Origin of the sequence: Lactobacillus sp. UCMA15818 (genome assembly GCF_030400225.1) — a bacterium.
GTDB lineage: Bacteria > Bacillota > Bacilli > Lactobacillales > Lactobacillaceae > Liquorilactobacillus.
Genome location: NZ_VJYB01000007.1, coordinates 72822 through 94943, shown reverse-complemented (window position 1 = coordinate 94943; position 22122 = coordinate 72822). Strand labels below are relative to the sequence as shown.

Below are 22122 nucleotides of genomic sequence, written 5' to 3'. Positions count from 1 at the left end.
TAATGAATTTTCACCATTTAAATATTCTTTAACAACTTTCAGCTTAAAACTGTAGGTATAATTACGTGTCAAAAAAGCACCTCCAAAACTTGATTTACACGTCCAAGTTTTGTAAGGCACTTCACTTGTGTCACACTCTGATTAAACGTGTTCCACAAGTCAAAATTCTCCGCCTAACTTCAAATTACTCATAGCAAAGAACATGCCATGTTCGTAATTTTGGTTAGTGCTCAAATTTTCTCAACTTGTGTCACACTCTGATTTTGCTATGGTACAATAGCAAACAAGAACGGAGATGATTAGTAGATGGATTACAAAGAATTTGATCCAGAATTGTGGCAGGCAATTGCTGCTGAAGAGAAGCGACAACAAGGAAATTTGGAGTTGATTGCCTCAGAAAATATTGTATCAAAAGCTGTACTTGCTGCTCAAGGAAGCGTACTAACTAACAAATATGCAGAAGGGTATCCAGGAAAGCGATATTATGGCGGATGCGAGTACATAGATGTTGTCGAAAACTTAGCAATTGAGCGCGCTAAGAAATTATTTGGCGCAAAATTTGCTAATGTACAGCCGCACTCAGGTTCACAGGCAAATGCTGCGGCATATTTGGCTTTGATTCAACCCGGTGATACTGTTTTAGGAATGGACTTAGCTGCAGGAGGACACCTAACTCATGGTTCACCAGTTAATTTTAGTGGAAAAACATATAATTTTGTTGGATATGGGGTAGACAAAAATACTGAAAAGCTTAATTATGATAAAATTTTAGAATTAGCCAAGGAATATCAACCAAAGTTGATTGTTGCGGGGGCAAGCGCTTATTCAAGAATAATTGATTTTGCAAGGTTTAAGAAAATTGCAGATGAAGTTGGCGCAAAACTCATGGTTGATATGGCCCATATTGCTGGTCTTGTTGCAACTGGGCTGCATCCAAGCCCAGTCCCATATGCTGATATTACGACTACTACAACACATAAGACTTTACGTGGACCTCGTGGCGGAATGATTTTAACAAATGATGAAGAATTGGCTAAGAAAATTAATAGTGCAATTTTCCCGGGAATACAGGGTGGTCCATTAGAACATGTGATTGCTGGTAAGGCTGCTGCATTCAAGGAAGCTCTTGATCCTAATTTCAAGGAATATTGCAAGCAAATTATTACGAATACAGCAGCGATGGCAGGAGTATTTGAAAATACTGACAAAGCACGCTTGGTTTCTGGTGGGACTGATAATCATTTGATTCTAGTGGATGTATTAGGTTTTGGGTTAAATGGTAAACAGGCTGAGAAGTTGTTAGATTCAGTTAACATCACTGTTAATAAGAACTCAATTCCGTTTGAAACATTGAGCCCATTCAAGACTAGTGGGATTCGGGTAGGAACTGCTGCAATTACCAGTCGTGGATTCAGTGAAGACGATGCAGTAAAAGTTGCAAAGTTGATTGTAGAGGTACTGGAATCTTCTGCAGATTCAGAGGTACTAAAAAAAGTTGTGCAAGAGGTAAAGTCATTAACAGACGCACATCCAATCTATGCGAATGGGGCTAACAGATGATTTGCGGAATTAATAAAGAAATCAGCAAGTTACAGCTTAAGTCTAAAGAGGCGACGAGTTCTGATAAGCAGATAATTATCAATTTAGCAGATACATTAGCGGCACATGAAGATGAGTGTATTGGAATGGCGGCAAATATGATTGGTGAATACAAGCGGATAATTATTTGTCAGATGGGACCATTTGCAGTCCCAATGATTAATCCCCAAGTTACTGGAAAAAGTAAGTCTTACCAAGCAAAAGAAGGTTGTTTATCCCTAGTTGGTGAAAGGTCAACAAGGCGATACGAAAATATTACGGTTGAGTATTTGGATAGGCAATTTGTCCACCAAAAACAGTCTTTTTCAGGGCTGATTGCACAAATTATTCAACATGAGATAGATCATTGTGAGGGTATTATTATTTAACAAATAAGTACGAATAGTGGAAGTATTGGATAGAAAAAATTCGTTTTATTAAGCGCTCTATAACAGTTAGACAAAAATCTAATTATTATGGGGTATTTTTTATGACCAAATACACAAGTAAATTCAAAGTTAAATTTTATCTAGCTCCGCTCTTTATTACGAATAAATGTGTTCCATATGTGGGGCTTTTTCAATCTCAAAGCATTCAATTTTTATAACTAAAATCAAAAAAAGTCCAATTGCTCTGGGGGCTGTTTATTCAAATTGTTGAATTTGATATTCAGCATTTTTTTCAATGACAGTGCATTTTTAGCTGCATGACCGCCAGAATTATTGTTGAAGATAATACAGATTTCTTGGACTGAATTTTGTTGAAGTATCAAAGTATCTTTTAATCTACTAAGTTCATTATCGGAGTAATCATAGAATGTCCTGTACTTACGCCAATCAGGTCCTTTATGTTGCCACCCTGCTTCATTCCTGCCATGTAGGCGAACCAAGAGAAGTTGTTTGTTAGTGATAATAGGTTTGAAAGGTACTGACAATTGTCCGACAGATGGTTCATCTACAACAACCAAAGTTATATTATTTTGAGTACAAAAGCTAACTAGTGAGTTGAACGTAGGTGCATTAAACCAACTGTGATTTCTGAATTCAAAGGAGAGTGGCAAACCAGTAAGTTCCTTTATCAGATATCTTAGATAAGCCACATTTTTTGTTGTGGCATCAAAATATGGCGGGAACTGGCATAAAATAGTTTTAAGAGCATTGTTGTCAACTAGCGGACTAATGGCTTCTTTGAATGTGCAGATTTTTTTCGAGATTTCAGCTTTAGTCAGATTTTCTCCAGGATGAAGTGTAAAAGAATGATTAGCTTTGATAACGAATTTGAAATCACTGGGAACTTGAGTAAGCCAAGCAGCAACACTTGTAACACGTGGTATACCATAGAAGAAGGTATCAAGTTCAACTGTTGGGAAAAAAGCACTGTATTCTTGCAGAGTCAGCGGGCGGTTGATGTTCTTAATCAATGATTTATGCTCACTCCATGAAGTTAGTCCAATCGTGTACATCCTGAATCGCTCCGTTTCTTGTAATAGTCAATTAATTGTAACATTTCTGTTAATCTAAAATAAAAAATAAGCAAATTTTTTTAAGTTGACTAACAATTCCTCTATAATATGCTTAGGATACTATTTAAATTTCAATTAAAAGTAATCTTGCTTTATCAATAATGGGAGGTAAGCTAAATGACAAAAGAAAATAAAAAATATAATTATTTAATTGTTGGTGGCGGAATGGCTGCAGATCAGGCAGTCGCTGGTATTCGGTCGATAGATAAGGGAGGAACGATTGGAATTATTTCAGCGGATATAGATGAACCTTATGCTAGACCGGCTTTAAGTAAAAAGCTTTGGGTAGACCCAGATTTTCATGATGAAGATATTGATTTTCACACGGCACAAAAATACAATGCAGAGATAACCTTAGCAACTAGGGTAATAAAAATCATTCCTGAAAAGCATATTGTAAAAACTGACAAGGGTGAGGAGTATGCATATGATAAATTACTGCTTGCAACTGGGAGTGAAGCGAAAGCGCTTAAAGGAGAGAGCAGCGAGCGGGTAGTTGCACTAAGATCGAAGCAGGATTATCTTAAAATTCGCAAATTTAGCGGCAAAGGCAAGCATGTGATTGTTGTGGGAAATGGCTATATTGGAAGTGAAATTGCTGCTGGATTGATTCAAAGCGATACCAAAGTTTCATTAGTAATTACTGGTGACAGAATTTTTGATAAGAAGTTCCCTATATTCTTAAGTGAAAAGTATGAACAAAAGTATCTTGCGGCGGGGATCAAAATCTATCATAATAGTAAAGCATCTGGTTATGAACTTGTTGGAGATGGGGTTAAAGTTCAACTGAATGATGGAACTGTACTGCAAGGTGCCGGGCTTGTCTTAGGAATTGGTGCATTCACAGATTATAGTTTAGCAAGTGCAGCTGGACTCGAAGTTGATGAGCATGGAGTCATTGTTGACGAGCAGCTTAAAACGACAGCGGCTGATATTTGGGCAGCAGGAGACATTATTTCATATCCCGACCAGATTTTGAGTCGCCAAAGTGCAGGTCATGTAAGGCATGCTATTAATTCAGGATTATTTGTTGGTAAACAGATGGCTGGCGAGACTGGTATTTATGATTATACACCAGTCTTTTATAGTTGGGTATTTGATATTAATTGGGAAGCGTTTGGCAACGTTAATTCAGGATTAAAGATGTATGCAGAGAAGCTCGGAGACGAGCAGTATATTGTTTATTATTTTGATAAAAAAATATTGGCTGGAGTATTGTCTTGGAGTTCTGATGTGAATCTGGGACATCTGAAAGGTATTTTAAAGAAACAACCGACAGTTGAAGAATTAAATAAAGTGGTGAAGCTTGAAGCAGTCGAATAGAGATTGAAATAATAAAGCAGTAAAAAGTGCCCCATAACAGTTAGAAAATCTAATTATTATGGGGTGTTTTTTATGAGACTGGTCAAAAGTTAAATTAGTTCGAGAGTACTGGAATGGAGATACTTTTTACTCTGATTTAATGCGTAACCATAATATTTCAAGCATGTTAACTATTCGTAATTAGTATGCAGTAATAAACAATTACTAATAGATATCCAATTATTTTTCTATTATTTCATGAAAACTAAAAATAATGTGGTCTATTACTTTTAATTCTGTTAAACTAATTCGTGGGAAAGTCTCCCATCTGGCTGTAGTGCTAGCTAATGAAGAGGGCTTTCCCTTTTGAATGTTCATAAAAAACTATTTGACAAACTCCTCGCGGATTAGATTTGTTGAGACTAATGCAAAAGTGAAAAAGGATCTTAAAACTTCTAACTAGCAAAAGCACCCAAAAAAAAATGAGGCGAGGCAAGAGTTAATTTATTTGGGGAGGGTATCAAAATGGTTGAACCAATTATTACATTTCGTAATGTGACCAAGAAATATAAAGATACAGTAATTTTAGAAAAAATCAGCTTTAAATTAGAGAAAGGCAAGTTTTATACTCTGCTGGGGCCGTCTGGCTGTGGTAAGACGACGACATTATCTCTAATTGCAGGGTTCATTGAGGAGAGTTCTGGTGATATTTTGATGAATGACCAAAAAATAAATCACATTCCTGCTAATAAGCGCAAAATTAACACTGTTTTTCAAGATTATGCACTTTTTCCGCATTTGAACGTATTTGATAATATCGCATTTGGACTGAAGATTAAGAAGAAAAGTAAAAAAGAAATTAAAGAAAAAGTAAATGATGCTCTCAAAATGGTACGGTTACCAGATTTTGGAGATCGCGAAATCAGTGAGATGTCTGGTGGGCAAAAACAGCGAGTTGCAATCGCTAGAGCTTTAGTAAATGAACCAGAGGTGTTGTTATTAGATGAACCACTGTCAGCGTTAGATATGAAGTTACGAAAGGAAATGCAGTATGAATTGCGCGAATTGCAAAAAAGATTAGGAATCACTTTTATTTTTGTCACACATGATCAAGAAGAAGCACTTGCAATGAGTGATGAGATCTTTGTAATGAATCATGGCAAGATAATTCAGCGAGGAACGCCAATCGCAATTTATGATGAACCCTTGAACCGGTTTGTTGCTGATTTCATCGGGGAAAGCAATATTGTTGAAGGAACGATGATTACTGATGGGCAGGTCAAGTTTGCAGGTCGAACTTTTGAATGTGTTGATGGTGGAATGAAAGAGAATGAACCAATCGAAGTTGTTTTGCGTCCAGAAGATATTGAAGTAACGTCAGCGCAAACAGGCAAAGTTGTCGGAACGGTTATCTCACAATTATTCCGTGGGGTTCATTACGAGATCGTTTGTACCGATGTAGATGGAAATGAATGGAAGATTAGGTCTACAAAAAAAGTTGAGGTTGGGGCAAATGTCGGTTTAGATTTTGAACCTGCGGCAATTCATATCATGCGTTTTAATGAAACTGAGGTTGATTTTTATCAGCGCTTAGAAGATTACCAACAGAGTTAGGAATATATTTGTGGTAAAAAATTTTGCTTGCTTAATAGTAAAAATCAAAAAAGTTGAGGGGGAAATAATATGAAAGCAAAAGGGCTTTATTTCAGTTCGTATGTCCTATGGTTGCTCTTATTTGTCCTAGCTCCTGTTGCATTAATTCTATATCAATCGTTTATCGGTATTAATGGGAATTTTACAATTAACAATTATGAAAGTTTCTTTAAAATCAGTTCTTATTTGCGGATGACTTTTAATTCAGTTTTTTATGCGGGATTGATTACACTAATTACACTGTTGCTTAGTTATCCGACAGCTTATTTTCTAACAAAAACAAAATATAAACAGCTTTGGCTAATGCTAATTATCTTACCGACATGGATAAATATCTTATTGAAGGCCTATGCATTTATTGGAATCTTTAGTCAAGCTGGGCCGGTCAATAATTCATTAGAATGGCTGGGCTTAGGTTCGCATCAGTTGTTGTTTACCAATGCTAGTTTTATGCTGGTTGCTGCTTATATTGAATTACCATTCATGATTTTACCAATCTTTAACGCAGTTGATGAACTAGATGAATCACTAATCAATGTCAGTCGTGACTTGGGAGCCAACAGATTTCAGACTTTTTGGAATGTGATCTTTCCACTGACCTTGAACGGGATAAAAAGTGGAGTTCAGGTTGTTTTTATCCCATCACTCTCTTTGTTTATGCTGACACGTCTAATTGGTGGGAACAAAGTGATCACACTGGGAACTGCAATTGAGGAGAATTTCCTCGTTACACAGGATTGGGGAATGGGGTCAACAATTGGAGTCATTTTGATTGCGACAATGATACTGATTATGTTTCTCACAGGTGAAAAGAAAAGGAGGAGAAGGCAATGAATACTGCAAAGAGGCATTACGGACGTAATTTGTATTTGATAATTGCTTTTTTAGTATTGTATTTACCTATTTTTTACTTAATTTTCTACTCCTTCAATAGCAGTGGCGGGATGAATCATTTTACGCATTTCACATGGGTATATTATCAAGAAATATGGGCAGATCAAAGATTGATTTTAATTACTGTTCAGACTTTTTTCTTAGCCTTTCTTTCTTCTTTGCTTGCTACGATTATCGGTACAAGTGGAGCTCTCGGAATATATTCAATCAAAAATCCACAAGTCCGAACCTTAATTTTAGGCTTAAATAATATTCTTTTAGTCTCACCTGATGTAATCATTGGCTCAAGTTTTTTGATTTTCTTTACAGTGCTTGGCATTAACCTAGGCTTTACCTCTGTCTTGCTTTCGCATATTGCATTCAGTATTCCAATTGTTGTCTTGATGGTACTGCCCAAATTACAAGAAATGAATCCTTCATTTATTAATGTGGCACAAGATCTTGGTGCAAATCAATGGCAGATACTAAAAGGAGTAATTTTGCCGATTATTACTCCTGGAATGATTGCAGGCTATTTCATGGCATTTACTTATTCGTTAGATGATTTTGCAGTAACATTTTTTGTGACGGGGAATGGCTTCGAAACACTTTCTGTTGAAATATACTCAAGAGCACGTCAGGGAATCAGCTTGGAAATTAATGCTTTGAGTGCCCTAATGTTCCTATTTTCTCTAATCTTAGTTATTGGATATTATTTCATCAGTAAGGATAGCCCTAAGGATAAGCGTAAAGACCAGAAAGTTCAACAAAACTTGATTAGATAGTGGGGTAGAGTAGGTGAAAAAACTAAATATCATGTTTTTCGGAATTATTCTGATTTGCCTTGCACTTTTCATAGTTTCATTTGAGCTTGAAAAAGATAGTGGCAGTGGGAAAAGTAATCAGGTCGTTAATATTTTTAACTGGGGGGATTACATAGATCCCAAGTTGATTACGAAATTCGAAAAACAAACTGGGTACAAGGTTTCATATGAGACATTTGATTCTAATGAAGCAATGTACACGAAGATTAAGCAGGGAGGAACTGCTTATGATATTGCAGTTCCTAGTGATTACACAATTAAAAAGATGATTAATAATCATTTATTATTGCCAATTGACCATCGCAAGTTGAAGGGATTAAGCAACATTGACTCTAAGTTTTTGAATCTTTCATTTGATCCAGGCAATCAGTATTCTCTGCCGTATTTTTGGGGTACATTAGGAATTATCTATAATGATAAATATGTGAAAGCAAGTGAAGTTAAACATTGGAATGATTTATGGAGTTCTAAGTTCAAGAATAGTATTATGCTGATTGATGGGGCACGCGAGATTATGGGATTAACTTTGAATAGTCAAGGCAAGTCGGTCAATGATACTAATTCCAAAGACTTGCAAGCAGCATATGAAAAACTTAAAAAATTGTCGCCCAATGTTAAAGCAATTTTGGCTGATGAGATTAAAGTTTACATGGCACAAGATGAGGCACCCGTTGCCGTATCTTACTCTGGAGAAGCAATGGAGATGATGGATAATAACAAGAATCTGCGTTACACGATTCCAGAAGAGGGTTCAAATATCTGGTTTGACAACATGGTTATCCCCAAAACGGCGAAAAACATCAAGGGCGCTTATGCGTTTTTGAATTTTATGTTAAAACCAGAAAATGCTGCTCAAAATGCAGAATATGTAGCATATGCCACACCAAACAAAGCGGCAAAGAAGATGTTGCCAAAAAGCATGCAAAGCGATAAAGTAATGTATCCAACGAATAAAACAATAGCGCATCTTGAAGTGTATGATGCTTTGTCACAGAAGAATTTGAGCAAATATAATGATTTGTTCTTACAATTTAAGATGCACTAGTTTTAATGACAGTGAGGTTAACGGAGGAGAAGAGCGATGGAGAAAAGACGTTTAGGTATAAGTACAGGTTTGGCAGCATATACTTTATGGGGCCTATTGAGTGTGTTTTGGGAACTACTCAGTGTGGTGCCTGCATTGGATACACTTGCATATAGAATTGTGTTTTCGTTAATTACAATTAGTATTGTTCTGACTGTCCAAAAGGATTGGGGAACTATTTGGGGAACAATTAAGGAGCTGGTTCAGAACCGCAAAATTTTTTGGATTATTCTAAGTTCATATTTAATCTCTCTTAACTGGTTTATTTATATCTACATGGTTACGCATCACGAAGCAACAGAAGCGAGTCTAGGATACTATATAATGCCATTAATGAATGTTATTGTTGCACTTATATTTCTGCATGAAAAACTATCGCGTTCAAAGGTAATTGCTCTTTTATTGGTTATTCTTGGGGTAGTAATTCTGACAATTCAAGCAGGTTCGCTCCCTCTAAATACACTATTAATGGCTGCTTCTTTTTGCTTTTATGGATTAATTAAGAAACAAGTTCAGTTACCTGCGACTATTTCATTAACATTGGAAACCCTTTTTGTAGCACCAGTTGCCATAATATATCTTTTGCTTTCACCTCATGTAATAACGCAAGATGGAGCTGGAGTAACAACTTTGCTGATATTTAGTGGGATTATCACGATAATTCCATTGTTATTATTTGCAGTGGCAACAAAGAATACTGATTTTATCACACTTGGATTCATTCAATATTTGAATCCAACAATTCAGTTGTTGATGGCAATTTTTGTAATACACGAATCATTCAGTTGGCATAAAGCGGTTGTCTTTGTATTTATATGGTTAGGAATTCTGGTCTTTATTCTAGGTAATGTACATGGATTGCACCGGCTTAAGCACGGAAGACAATAGAATGACTTATGAAATATGTTCATTCGTAAAAAATGGAGAGACTGGTTCAAAATTTAACTTTTGGCCGGTCTCTCTTTGGCATCCAAATTATTTTTTGCAGTATAAATAATTAGATTGTGGCTGCACTACAAGAAAGTCCAATTTTGGGGCACAATAAAGCAGAGAATTTTGATTTAGTAAACTAGGTCTGTAAAATGGAATAAAAGGATAGGTTAGGTGGTACATAATGGAAAAGTGGCAGGAATCTTGGGCACAGAACAAATATTGGGTGATGTCACGTTCGCAGCAATTCTATAATGAGATTAGGGCTTTGGCAAAAGGAAACCAGTGGGATGAAAAATGTCAGCAAAGATATCAGCAAATTTTGCAAGAGGCAGATTCTATGTTACCAACAAAAGAAACTCTAACGACTGCTTATCAACATGTTTGGGGATATTTCAAAAATAAGGCAACGTTTGAAGAAAAGAGGAAGTATCAAGTGCTGCTAAACAAGCTTGAAGAAGCAAACGATGAATTAGGACGATATTTGGTTGAATTAACAGATGAATATGAAGTTAAATATCTCGCAGAATCAATATTGATAAGAAAATTAAGAAAGGCGAATAACAAATAATGAGATTATGGCATGAAGCACTTATTACAAAATTACCAAGGCAGCAACTTTTGGGACAACACAGGGAAATTGCAGCTCTTAGAGGGAATGGTTGGGGGAAAAAACATGCAACAGTAGACTATGTGTTCTTATATTCACCTTATAAGCTGTATCAATTTCATATTTTGGTAATGGGTGAGATGAAAAAAAGAGGCTATCAACCGGATATAGCTTGGTATGATAAAGACTATCGCGGGAAATCTTGTGTTCCATATAAGAACTTGAGTAAAGAGGAGAAGACAAAGCCAATTTATCCAGAGCATGATGAACGATATCTGCAGGAATGCATTGATAATTTGGCCGAGAAGGGAATCTTTATAAGTTAGAAGAAATTATTTGGTAATTAAATAAAAATTCTATGATTAATTCTGTTATTAATTGATAAAAATCAATTAACAGCAGAATTTTTTATCTATCTTGATAGAGTGAATCACATGCTATGCTTGTAAGGAACAGTATTTACTCAAATTTAATGCTTTATATCACACTCTCATTTTTTTGAACAATCGGGTATAATGAATTATAGGAAATCTTCAATATATATATAGGAAATGGACAGGTAGATTATGAGTGATTTTGTGATTTCAATGTATGATAAAACACAGTATGAGGCAGGTCCTAAGGCCAAGATGGATGTTGTTAATTTTTTGAAAAAGGCAGATTTTAAAAGCATTATCTTCTATTTTAACGGTGCACGCAAAGCTGAGCTAATGAGTATTAAACAGGTTATGTGGGATATTCCACGGGAAATAAAAAAACAAAAAATGCAGAATGTCTTGTTTCAATATCCAGCCTTTAACGAGCGAACAAATAATAAAATTATTGATGAAGTTAAGAAGAAAAGGGGTACAAAAATCTTTTTGTTGTTACATGATGTTGAATCATTAAGGTTGCACCGTGATGAACCTGAATATATTGCAGAAGAGATTGCTTTTTTTAATAAAAGTGATGGGGTAATTGCCCATAATGAAGAAATGGTTAAGTGGCTCAAACAAGCAGGCATGATTAAGCCAATTGTCTCACTGGGAATTTTTGACTATGATAATCCACAAGTGATGGTAAAGCATGATAAATATGAGCGAACAATCTGTTTTGCTGGAAATCTTGGTAAATCAGAGTTTTTAAAAAAGATGGATAGTGAGATTCCGCTATACTTGTATGGTCCAAATCAAGCTGATAAGTATCCAGAAAATATTAACTATCAAGGTTCATATTCACCAGAAGAGCTTCCAAAATATCTTAAGCAGAGCTTTGGTTTAATTTGGGATGGGGATAGTTTAACAGAATGTAACGGAATTTTTGGTGAATACCTCAAATACAATAATCCTCACAAAGCATCACTTTATTTAAGCTCTGGTTTACCTGTAATTGTCTGGAAACAAGCTGCTTTAGCGAGCTTTGTAGAGCACAATGGCTTGGGAATTACGATTAATAGTTTGGCTGAACTTGATAGAATCCTTGCTGATGTGACTGAAGAGAATTATCGAGAGATGTGCAACAATGTAAGGATTATTGGACAAAAAATCAGGGATGGGCATTATATCACGCAAGCCATCCAAAAATTATTAGAATTAAACTAGAGGAGAACTGAATGATACCTAAGAAGATTCACTATTGTTGGTTTGGCGGCAATGAATTACCAGAAGAGTACAAGAAGTATATTGCACAGTGGCATGAATTATGCCCTGAGTATGAGATAATTCAGTGGGATGAATCCAACTATGATATTAAAAAAAACAAATATATGAAACAAGCGTATGACCGGAAAAAATGGAGTTTTGTATCTGATTATGCGGGCTTTGATGTTGTTTATCAAAATGGCGGGATTTATCTGGATACTGATGTTGAGTTAAGAAAACCACTTGATGATTTATTGAAATCACGAGTTTTCATGGGGATGGAAGAAAATGAAGGTGGGGTATCTGTTAATCCTGGACTGGGCTTTGGAGCAGAACCGCAAAATCAAGTTATCAAAGACCTGCGTGACATCTACGAGACAGTTGATTTCATAAAAAAAGATGGTGCAATGAATATTGTAGCAATCCCTGTTTATACGACAAATTATCTTGCAAAAAAAGGACTGCTTAAAAAAAATGAGTATCAAAATATTGCAGGTGTTGATCTTTATCCGACCGAATATTTTGCACCCATGGATTTTTTAACAGGAGAGTTAAATGAAACGAAAAATACCATCAGTATTCATCATTATAGTGCGCTTTGGCAAGATGCACGCAGCCAGCAGCATACGAAAATTATTAGAAATATTAATAGAATGTTTGGTAAGAAAGCAGGTATGAGAATCAATTGGTTCTTCCGCATTTTCTGGGGAATTTCCCGTAGAATTCGCAAGTTGTTTAATCACTGATTTCAAAAGGAGAATAAGTAATGAGCGAAAAAAATTATGCGAAAACTAAAAAAATAAGTGTAATTGTGCCGGTTTACAATGTAGCGGCCTATTTGAAAAAGTGTGTAGACAGCCTGCTTTCTCAGACAATGAATAAAAATGATTTTGAAATTATCCTTGTCGATGATGGAAGTACAGATGGGTCAGGCAATTTGTGTGATGAATATCAAGCAATTCTTGAGCAAGTACGAACTTTGCATAAGCAAAACGGTGGCTTATCTGATGCACGCAACTATGCTCTGCAATATGCTACTGGAAACTATTTATTGTTTATCGATTCAGATGATTTTGTTGAACCTGAGATGCTTGAGCGGATGTATGCACAAAGTAATCAGGGTACAAAAAAAATTGTTGAATGTAATTTTTTCTGGGATTTTGAAAGTAAGACAAGGTTAGATGTGCGCCAAAGTTATGAGTCAGTGGAAGATTACTTGGTAAATGGCAGAGTTGTAGCCTGGAATAAGCTGTATTTAAGGAAGTGGATTGAAAAAACAAAGATAAGATTTCCTGTGGGTAAACTGTATGAAGACCAAAATTTTTTCTTCAAGATAGTAGCATGGCTAGATGACATTTCCGAGGTCGCAATTGATACGGAGTGTGAGGTCCATTATGTACAACGCAGCAATTCAATTTCTTATAGTGAAACTGAGCGTATTTCTGAAATTATATGGATATATGATGATATTTTGAATTATTATAAAGAAAAGCAATTACTTGGAAAATATTATGATGAGTTGGAATATCGTTTTTACCGCAATCTCTTCGGCAATGTCTTGTTGCGTAAGGTAATTAGGCTGAGAGATAAGAAAATTAGAATTGAATTACTGGATTTGATTTGGCAAAAAACAGAAGAATGGTTTCCAAAACGAAAAGATAATAAATATTTAAAAAAGCAGAGTATTAAAAACTTGTATCTCAAAATTATGAATCGTGTATTTTATCGTGTATTTTATCGTTTGTTTTATCTTAGTTGAAGCTCACTGGCTGAATTTGAAGTAGCGGTGTAGCAGCTATTAGTGGCAAGAATCGGAGGAGGTAAGCTGATGTGTACGAGTGTTTTACAAATTGCAAATGATGGGACACATGTTTTTTCAAGGACAATGGATTGGAACTCATTGCAAGCAAATCCAGTTTTTGTGCCACGTGAGTATCATTGGCAGACTGACTATGATAATCGTTTATTCCAAAATAAATACGGCATACTTGGAACTGGCAGAAAGAGACAATTTGAGTTTGATATTTCGGATGGAATTAACGAATGTGGGCTAAGCGTGCAGAAGCTAACTTTTAGTCATGGGGCCAAACTTAATCAGAAATTGAATTCAGGTAATGTAGGATTGGCACCTTTTGAGTTTCCTTTTTATTTGTTAGGAAAATATGAATCAATTAGAGAGATTATTGCTGATATTGGAAATATTCAACTGATGTCTGGTGAAAATGCAGTTCGTCCGTACGAGAATCCGCATCTGCATTATGCAGTCACGGATAGAAGCGGGCAGCTTTTAATTTTAGAACCGGATCAAAGTCCAATGAAGTTGATAATGAACAACTATGGGGTAGTAACGAATGCAGCTAATTTTGAGAAACAAGCAGCTAAGTTAGCCGACTATCTTAACATGCGGGATGATTTGGCAGTTCAAAAGCAAGTACCACAGCGAATTAGCTCTGAGAGTTTTGCGGGGAAGAAAGTACCATCGAGTTCGTACACACCAACAGGTCGCTTTTTGCGGGCAGTTTACTATCGTGAAAGAACTGATATTCCTAGGAATGAGGAAGAAAATTTTGTAAGCAGCTGGCATATTTTAAACAGTGTTGTTGTGCCCAAGAGTAAGAAATACCAGGCTAATTATACAGTCTATCGTGCCGCATTTTGCTTAGAAACACGTAGATATTTTTTTGAATCCTACAATAATTTATTACCAATTGAAATCATACTCTCTGATGAGCTGCTATTAACAAAAGAAGCAAAAATCTATGAGATAAAAGATAAACTCGTACTTGAATAATGGTATACTTTTATTTCTTAAATATCAGAGTCCGGATTGGATGCTTATCAAAGGATTTCAAAGTGAGATTGGAAGATAAAATATTGAATGCTATTGTAATTGGTATATCATGATTTATATGTTATAAAATATGACAATTACAAATGGAGGCATATCATGCGTGTTGAAAGAGATTGTGTTGGTGAATTAGAAATAGAAGAAGATGCTTTATTTGGGATTAATGCTGCAAGAGCAGTACGTAACTTTCCGATTTCAAATGAGCTGGTGAATCCATTGCTGATTATAAGTATGATTGAAGTAAAAAAAGCAGCTGCAATGACGAATCATGTTTCAGGTGCGTTGGACGGAATAAAGGCAAAAGTAATTGTAGCTGCATGTGATGCATTACTTGCTGAAGATTATAGGCAAGATGCTTTTGTAGTTCCTGCTTTCCAAGGTGGAGCTGGAACATCGGTTAATATGAATGTTAATGAAGTGATTGCCAATCTGGCAAATCGACAGAGCAAGTCGCAAAAGATACGCCCTAACGATGATGTCAACTTAGCACAGTCTACCAATGATACTTTTCCAACTGCTGGGAAGCTTGCTCTTTTGAAGCTGCTTCCGAAAGTACAAACTAAAGTACTTGATTTGATTGAGACATTAGATAAGAAGGCAGAAGAATTTAATGATGTTATTAAATTAGGGAGAACGCAGCTACAAGATGCAGTACCCACAACCTTTGGTAATTCTTTTAGGGCGTATGCTTCGTTGTTTAAACGAGATTATCAACGGTTGGAGCATGCCAAAGATAATCTCAGTTTTGTTAATCTTGGTGGAACGGCTATTGGAACAGGGCTGAATGCTGATGATATCTATCAAAAAAATATTGTAGATAAGCTTAGTTCAGTTACAAGAATACCCTTAAAGTCAGCTGCAAATCTAGTAGATGCAACGCAGAATTGTGATGTTTATGTTGAATTTTCAGGAGTTTTAAAGACATTAGCAGTTAACCTATCAAAATTTAGTAACGATTTGAGATTATTATCAAGTGGACCACAGGCTGGCCTAGCTGAGCTGAGATTACCGGCAAGACAGGCAGGTTCCTCAATCATGCCAGGTAAAATCAATCCTGTCATCCCTGAGGTTGTAAATCAAGTTGCCTTCCAAGTAGTTGGCAATGATATGGCAATTACGATGGCAGCAGAAGGCGGACAACTTGAGTTAAATGCATTTGAACCGTTAATTTTTAGAAATTTATTACAAAATGAGAGTTATTTAGAGAATGCAATTACAACTTTGATAGAAAATTGTGTTGCAGGGATTAAAATAAATCAGAATATTTGCAAGAGTGAGGTTGAAAAATCGGTTGTCTTAGCAACTGCCTTGACACCAGTCTTAGGATATCAAGTAACAACAAAGATTGTAAAACGAGCCTTGAAAGAAAAAAGCTCTATTAAAGAAATTATATTATCTGAAAAGCTCATGAAAAAGTGTGATTTTGATAATCTAATGAGTGCATCTAATTTGCTCCATCAAGCAAAGAGTAGGGATTATAGTTTTGTAAAGTAATAGGAATTTACTCATGATGAAAGAAAACACGGATTTATGCCATCATAATTGAATGGCATAAATCCGTGTTTTCTTTATATTATGGTGCCTAATTTACAAATAAGCTTTTAAATTCATCATATCCTGTTTTTTCTAAATCAGATACTGGAATAAAGCGCAGAGCGGCTGAATTAATACAGTAGCGCAGGCCACCTTGATCAGTTGGTCCATCGGTAAAGACATGTCCCAGATGGGACGAAGCTTCTTTACTTCTGACTTCAGTACGATGCATTCCCAATGACCAATCACTTTTTTCGGAAATATGTGTTCTGTCAATTGGTTTAGTGAATGATGGCCAGCCGCATCCAGCATCATATTTATCTGTTGAACTAAATAGTGGTTCACCGCTGACAACATCAACATAGATTCCCTCTTGGTAGAAAGCATCATATTTACCGGTAAATGGGCGTTCGGTTGCCGCATTTTGTGTGACTTCGAATTCTTCTGTCGATAATTGTGCTCTAAGCGTTTCTTTGTCTGTCATAGTGTAAATCCCTCATTTCTATTGTACGTTTACGATCATAATACATACTAATAAAAACAAAGTAAAATGATTGGATTGAGTATTCAATGGATCATGTCGGACTTGAACCGATGACCTCCTACTTGCGAAGCAGGCGCTCTCCCAACTGAGCTAATGACCCGAAAGTAACGTAATTCATTATAGCATATGAAAGTCATTAAGATAAGTTAAATATACATGGTTATGATACTATTATTTTGAGCAATAAAAATGAGGCGGGGACAAGTATGGAAATATTATTTGAAATTTTAGGAGTAATTATAACAGTTATTATCGCAAATTTTTTGGCGCAGCGGTTTAAAATAATTCCACGAGCTATGTGGCAGATTTTATTGGGTATTTTAATAGCGGTAATTCCCGGATTAGCGAAAATTGAAGTTAGCCTAGATCCCGAGTGGTTTATGGTTTTGATTATTGCACCGTTACTTTTTTATGAAGGCCAGCAGACAAAAATCAGAATTGTTTCAAAAAATTTGAAGAAAATTATTCAACTAGCAGTAATTCTAGCAATTATTACAATGCTCTTTTTAGCTATAATACTTAAATTTGCTTTTGGTTGGCCAATTGCACTGGCATTAGCTCTCGCAGCTATTGCAACTCCTACAGATGCGACTGCCCTTGAATCTGTCAAAGAGGGTCTGGTAATGCCAGCAGAAATAGAGCGTTCCTTGAACTTTGAAGCGATGTTTAACGATGCATCAGGATTAGTAGCACTTGAACTTGCTGGAATTTGGGCAATCACAGGCCATTTATCACCAGGTGAAAGCATTTCAAAATTCTTGTTTGTTTCTTTAGGAGGCACATTATTTGGAATTATCAGTACACTAATAATAGTAAAAATTAGACAAACTCTACTGAGAAGCCAGCTAGATGATTTAACAGGACACGTTATGTTACAAGTCTTGACACCAATCATTATTTATATGTTAGCGGAAGAGGTTCATGTATCAGGTGTGATCGCGGTTGTGATTGCTGGAATTTTTCATCGGGAAGAACAAGATCGAACTATGCTTCAGTCTTCACAGATGATTAATCTGATTAATCAGTTTTGGCAAATTTTAACTGATTTATTGAATGGAATTGTTTTTGTAATACTTGGAACTTCGATTATTCAAATTTTTGCACGTAAATTGAATGTCGCTGAATGGATCAGCTTGATTAGTATTGCAGTTACAATCTATTGTGTGATGACCGTAGTTAGGTTCAGTTATGCTTATATACAGAATAGGGAAAGTAGCAGTGCGTTTATTTTTGCGATTAGCGGTGTTCACGGAACGGTGACACTCGCATTAGCTTTGACTATTCCACTAACGATGAATTTAGGCCGAGATTCAGCGATTGTACAGGAAATTCTTGGAATTGCAGTGTTTGTAATTTTGCTAAGCCTGTTGACACCACTAATAGTTTTACGTTTCTTTCTAGAAAGGGAAGAAACCGCATATACAGATGAAGAATTACGCAAAGCACATGTAGAATTAGTTAATGCTGCAACTAATTATATTGAGCAACTTGAAATTGAAAAAAATATGAAACAAAAGTTATCGTTAAGCATACGTTCGCAATTAGGCTATGAGGATTCGCACAGGGTTGATCGTCAAGAATGGCATGCTGTGATGAAACAATTGAATATCAAACGTGATGAGGCTGTGAGAGCGGCTGCTAGTACAGGTATTTTGTCAGTGGATGCAATCAATCTCTGGGATAAAATAATGTTCAAAAGTGCTGATATTGATAAGAGAGCATTCAGGCGCAGTCGAATATATGGAGAATTTATTAAGCACAATTGGAGATATTTTTTAAGAAAGCTATTTAAAAGAAATGATGTTAACCGTGAGATAACACATACTAAAAATAAGATTGCTAAGTATAAACAACGATTGGGCAGGACCAAAAATGAGAATAAGCAACAGCAGATTACAGAGCGGATGAAGGCTTGCAATCAGCGATTATTGATGCTCGAAAAGTATGCGGATGTTGATTATCGCAATAAGTGGGTGAGGGCATATAACGAACTCGAAAGCTTTTTTGAACCAATTGATAAAGAGTTTATCAAGGAATTGGAGAACAAAACAGATGATAAAACAATCGTAGTTACCTTGAAGCAAAGTATTCTGATGGAACAAAATAGAATGGAAAAACGATTGAGTTCTAAGGAAGAAGAAAATAATGAATTGAGTAGGGTTTTACAATATGAATTAACACAAATAAACTTAATGATTCAAAATGATAAAATCGGTTCAGAATTGGGTAAGCGATTATATTATGAAGTGGCAGCGGCACAAAACTTGTTGTTAAATTCATAATTAATTAAAAAAGTGTAATTTAATCATTTGATAAAAAGCGAACTATATATCATTTATCTAACAAAATAGTTTGACTTTTTATCAATAGATGATTATTATAAAAGTTATCCCACTTACGGAGGTAGTGCTTTTGCGAAGTAAAAAAGTTTTCAGGGGGAATTTTTTTCATGCACCTACATATGGTAAAGCCGAATATTTAGAAAAATCACTAATTACTGTCAATAAGCAAGGAATTATTGAGAATGTGCAGGCACAGAGTGATCTCGATTACCAATCGGCATTAACGGAAGCAAGAATCAATAATTTGTTAGTCGATTTTGGAGATAAGTTTGTTCTGCCAGGATTTATAGATTTGCATATTCACGCACCACAATGGCCTCAGGCAGGAGTTGCATTAGATGAGCCACTGAACGTCTGGCTTGATGAATGTACTTTTCCACTTGAAGCAAAGTATAGTGATATTGAATTTGCTAAGGCAGTATACTCTGATTTGGTACAGCAGCTGCTTAACCGTGGAACGACAACTGCTGTCTATTTTGCAACACAGCATCTTGAATCGAGCATTGAGTTGGCAAAAATCTCTGCACGATTGGGGCAAAGAGCTTTTGTTGGCAAAGTTGCGATGGACAATCCTGAACAGACACATGATTATTATCGTGATGAGAGCAGTGAACAAGCAATTGCTGATACAGAAGCGTTTATCGTAAGAGTTAGAGAGCTTGCAAGGGATGTTGTTCAAGGTGTCTATCCGGTTGTGACACCAAGGTTTGTACCAAGTTGTACAGATGAGACTCTTAAGGGCCTTGGGATACTTGCACAGAAATATGATACTTATGTGCAAACACACTGTAGTGAAGGCCAATGGGAACATGGCTATGTTCTTGACAGATATGGTAAGCGAGATACAGATGTTCTTGCTGATTTTGGCTTATTGAACAACAAATCTATTATGGATCATTGCAATTTTGTGAATGACCATGATGGTGAACTGTTCGCAAAGCATGGTGCAGCAATTGCGCATTGCCCGATTTCAAATGCTTACTTTGCAGATGGGGTTTTGCCGGTCAATCGTTTGAAGAAAAAAGGTGTAAAAGTTGGTCTTGGCACAGATATTTCAGGAGGATTTTCTCCAAGCCTGTACGATAATATCAAGCAAACGGTTATCTCAAGCAGAATGTTAACGGATGGTGTCGATGTAACTATTGAACAAGAAAAAAGAGGTGTTCTAAATTCTAGAGTTTCAGTGCTAGAAGCCTTCTACCTTGCAACTCATGGAGGGGGAGAAGCATTGAATCTGCCAGTAGGGCTCTTCAAAGAGGGACAAATCTTTGATGCTCAAGTTCTTGATCCTAAGCAGACTGCTAATAGTTTACCGGGTTTTGATTTATATACAGAGCCATTCAGTCGATTAGCCAAGTTATTGTATTTAAGTACTCCTGCAAATATTACGGAAGTATGGGTCCAAGGCAATAAAGTAAAATAATCTTAAGGAGATTCAGGAAAAATGGGAAAAGCAAGTGAAATCAGGTCCTCCAATCTTTCAATTGGCGTGGATGAAAAAATTTCATGGCAACAGTCACTAATTTTAGGTTTACAACATGTTCTGGCAATGGATGTTTATGTTCCACCAGTGATTATCGCATCGGCGGTGGCAATGTCGGCAACAAATTCAGCTGCACTTATTCAATCAACATTTTTGGGTGCTGGGATTGCATCATTAATTCAAGTTCTCTTTTTTCTACGATTACCAGTGTGTCAAGGTCCATCCTTTGTTCCAATTGGTGCTTTAGCAGGTATCATTATCAGTGATGGCGGGAAATTAGATACAGCAATGGGTGCAACATTAATTGGTGCGCTTGCGGTTACATTATTAGGACTTACAGGCGTATACAAGTATATTGTAAAGCACTTTATTCCATCAATTGTTAGTGGAACCATTATCATGATTGTTGGGTTAACCTTACTACCAACTGCTTTCACAAGTAATATCTATGTCTCAACGAAGACACTGTCAATGGATCAAAATGTTTTCTTAGCTTTTATTACAGCCGCAATTATGATTTTATTTTCTATGCTGGGAGTATATTTTTCCAAATTTGGTAGAATTTTTAGAATTAGTTCAGTAATTATTGCTCTAGCTAGTGGTTCCTTTGCAGCATCTCTGATGGGTGGCTTGAACCTCTCATCTGTTGCAAGTGCACCATTCTTCAGCCTACCACATGTTGCCTTCATTAATTATGGCTTGTCATTTAATTGGTCAGCAATCTTAACAATGCTTGTTATTTACATGGTGTTGCTGGCTGAAACAACGGGAACCTGGTTTGCCGTCAGTGCAGTTATCGAAGAACCCTTGAAGGATGAACAAGTTAATCGTGGAGTAATTGGTGAAGGAATTGGCTGTTTTATATCTTCATTGGTAGGCGCAACGCCACTAACGGGGTATTCAACTAATGCTGGTATTATTTCGATTACAGGTGTTGCAAGTCGCAGAGTCTTTGTGGGTGCATCAATCTTCTTTATTGCTTTATCATTCCTAGGTAAGTTGTCAGCCTTGATCAATGCAATACCTTCAGCCGTTATTGGTGGAGTATTTGCAGTTGTTTGTATGGTAATTATGTTGAGTGGATTCAGAGTTATTAAGAATGAAGAGTTTTCGGAACGTGAATTGTACATCATAGGTGTTCCATTGATTTTTGCGATTGGCTTATTATTCATGCCATCCTCATTATCAAAAAATGCACCACAGTTATTACAATACTTACTAGATTCACCAATTGCGATTAGTGCAATCGTTGCGATTATAATGAATAAATTAATTCCTGCGAAATAAAATAAATATTCTATAAAAAAAAGATCGAGTCAAAAATTAAAATTTTGATTCGGTCCTTTTTTGATTCTTCTTAAACTTGATTTACACGTC

Annotated in this window: 20 protein-coding genes and 1 tRNA gene; 18 read left to right on the top strand and 3 right to left on the bottom strand. The window is 36.1% G+C overall.

The features are described 5' to 3' along the window. Nucleotides 1-306: 306 nt before the first annotated feature. Together glyA and FFX44_RS09265 are read left to right on the top strand one after the other, a co-directional pair. Nucleotides 307-1560 carry a serine hydroxymethyltransferase gene (gene glyA / locus FFX44_RS09270; RefSeq protein ID WP_289980295.1) on the top strand — a complete coding sequence of 418 codons (1254 nt, stop codon included), beginning with the start codon at nucleotides 307-309 and terminating at the stop codon, nucleotides 1558-1560. Continuing rightward, a complete protein-coding gene (locus FFX44_RS09265) occupies nucleotides 1557-1967 on the top strand; it encodes a peptide deformylase (RefSeq protein WP_289980292.1) in 411 nt (136 codons plus the stop codon). Before glyA ends, FFX44_RS09265 begins: the two co-directional genes overlap by 4 nt. Before the next feature lie 224 nt (nucleotides 1968-2191). On the opposite strand, the gene FFX44_RS09260 is transcribed toward FFX44_RS09265, so the two are convergent. Further along, nucleotides 2192-3040: a DUF72 domain-containing protein gene (locus FFX44_RS09260; protein WP_289980290.1), complete on the bottom strand. Its 849-nt coding sequence runs from the start codon at nucleotides 3038-3040 to the stop codon at nucleotides 2192-2194. A gap of 177 nt (nucleotides 3041-3217) precedes the next feature. Between FFX44_RS09260 and FFX44_RS09255 the strand changes: the two genes are divergently transcribed. The 13 genes from FFX44_RS09255 (at nucleotide 3218) to FFX44_RS09195 (ending at nucleotide 16337) form a co-directional block, all read left to right on the top strand. Then, on the top strand, nucleotides 3218-4423 hold the full coding sequence (locus FFX44_RS09255; RefSeq protein WP_289980286.1) for an NAD(P)/FAD-dependent oxidoreductase: 1206 nt from the start codon (nucleotides 3218-3220) through the stop codon (nucleotides 4421-4423). A 504-nt stretch (nucleotides 4424-4927) separates the two neighbouring features. Next, nucleotides 4928-6016: an ABC transporter ATP-binding protein gene (locus FFX44_RS09250; RefSeq protein ID WP_289980285.1), complete on the top strand. Its 1089-nt coding sequence runs from the start codon at nucleotides 4928-4930 to the stop codon at nucleotides 6014-6016. 69 nt (nucleotides 6017-6085) lie between these two features. Beyond that, the gene (locus tag FFX44_RS09245; protein WP_289980281.1) at nucleotides 6086-6889 is read left to right on the top strand and encodes an ABC transporter permease; all 804 of its coding nucleotides are present in this window, start codon (nucleotides 6086-6088) and stop codon (nucleotides 6887-6889) included. Further along, on the top strand, nucleotides 6886-7713 hold the full coding sequence (locus tag FFX44_RS09240) for an ABC transporter permease (RefSeq protein ID WP_289980279.1): 828 nt from the start codon (nucleotides 6886-6888) through the stop codon (nucleotides 7711-7713). Before FFX44_RS09245 ends, FFX44_RS09240 begins: the two co-directional genes overlap by 4 nt. Before the next feature lie 13 nt (nucleotides 7714-7726). Beyond that, nucleotides 7727-8797, top strand: coding sequence for an ABC transporter substrate-binding protein (locus FFX44_RS09235; RefSeq protein ID WP_289980277.1), 1071 nt, complete (start codon nucleotides 7727-7729; stop codon nucleotides 8795-8797). Between the two features lie 36 nt (nucleotides 8798-8833). Continuing rightward, nucleotides 8834-9724, top strand: coding sequence for an EamA family transporter RarD (rarD, locus tag FFX44_RS09230; RefSeq protein ID WP_289980275.1), 891 nt, complete (start codon nucleotides 8834-8836; stop codon nucleotides 9722-9724). Between the two features lie 226 nt (nucleotides 9725-9950). After that, nucleotides 9951-10337: a DUF1722 domain-containing protein gene (locus tag FFX44_RS09225; protein WP_289980272.1), complete on the top strand. Its 387-nt coding sequence runs from the start codon at nucleotides 9951-9953 to the stop codon at nucleotides 10335-10337. Then, on the top strand, nucleotides 10337-10702 hold the full coding sequence (locus FFX44_RS09220; RefSeq protein ID WP_289980270.1) for a TIGR02328 family protein: 366 nt from the start codon (nucleotides 10337-10339) through the stop codon (nucleotides 10700-10702). Before FFX44_RS09225 ends, FFX44_RS09220 begins: the two co-directional genes overlap by 1 nt. A 240-nt stretch (nucleotides 10703-10942) precedes the next feature. Then, a complete protein-coding gene (locus FFX44_RS09215; RefSeq protein ID WP_289980268.1) occupies nucleotides 10943-11956 on the top strand; it encodes a sugar transferase in 1014 nt (337 codons plus the stop codon). Nucleotides 11957-11967: 11 nt separating this feature from the next. Continuing rightward, nucleotides 11968-12741 (top strand): glycosyltransferase, encoded by a 774-nt coding sequence (locus FFX44_RS09210; RefSeq protein ID WP_289980267.1) that lies wholly within the window; start codon nucleotides 11968-11970, stop codon nucleotides 12739-12741. Between the two features lie 20 nt (nucleotides 12742-12761). Further along, nucleotides 12762-13754 (top strand): glycosyltransferase family 2 protein, encoded by a 993-nt coding sequence (locus tag FFX44_RS09205; RefSeq protein ID WP_289980265.1) that lies wholly within the window; start codon nucleotides 12762-12764, stop codon nucleotides 13752-13754. 69 nt (nucleotides 13755-13823) lie between these two features. Next, complete coding sequence (locus FFX44_RS09200; RefSeq protein WP_289980264.1) at nucleotides 13824-14786, top strand: linear amide C-N hydrolase; 963 nt, start codon at nucleotides 13824-13826, stop codon at nucleotides 14784-14786. Nucleotides 14787-14942: 156 nt separating this feature from the next. Next, a complete protein-coding gene (locus FFX44_RS09195) occupies nucleotides 14943-16337 on the top strand; it encodes an aspartate ammonia-lyase (RefSeq protein WP_289980263.1) in 1395 nt (464 codons plus the stop codon). 88 nt (nucleotides 16338-16425) lie between these two features. Here FFX44_RS09195 and msrB read toward each other — a convergent pair whose 3' ends face one another. Both msrB and FFX44_RS09185 read right to left on the bottom strand, forming a co-directional pair. After that, complete coding sequence (msrB, locus tag FFX44_RS09190) at nucleotides 16426-16860, bottom strand: peptide-methionine (R)-S-oxide reductase MsrB (protein ID WP_289980259.1); 435 nt, start codon at nucleotides 16858-16860, stop codon at nucleotides 16426-16428. A gap of 87 nt (nucleotides 16861-16947) precedes the next feature. After that, nucleotides 16948-17020 (bottom strand) — tRNA-Ala (locus FFX44_RS09185). Between the two features lie 106 nt (nucleotides 17021-17126). Here FFX44_RS09185 and FFX44_RS09180 point away from each other — a divergent pair. From FFX44_RS09180 to FFX44_RS09170, 3 genes are all read left to right on the top strand, one after another. Further along, entirely contained in the window at nucleotides 17127-19202 is a 2076-nt protein-coding gene (locus tag FFX44_RS09180) for a sodium:proton antiporter (RefSeq protein ID WP_289980257.1), read from the top strand. 130 nt (nucleotides 19203-19332) lie between these two features. Continuing rightward, nucleotides 19333-20685, top strand: a complete 1353-nt coding sequence (gene guaD / locus FFX44_RS09175) for a guanine deaminase (RefSeq protein ID WP_289980254.1) — start codon at nucleotides 19333-19335, stop codon at nucleotides 20683-20685. Between the two features lie 21 nt (nucleotides 20686-20706). Continuing rightward, a complete protein-coding gene (locus FFX44_RS09170) occupies nucleotides 20707-22032 on the top strand; it encodes a solute carrier family 23 protein (protein WP_289980253.1) in 1326 nt (441 codons plus the stop codon). Nucleotides 22033-22122 lie beyond the last annotated feature (90 nt).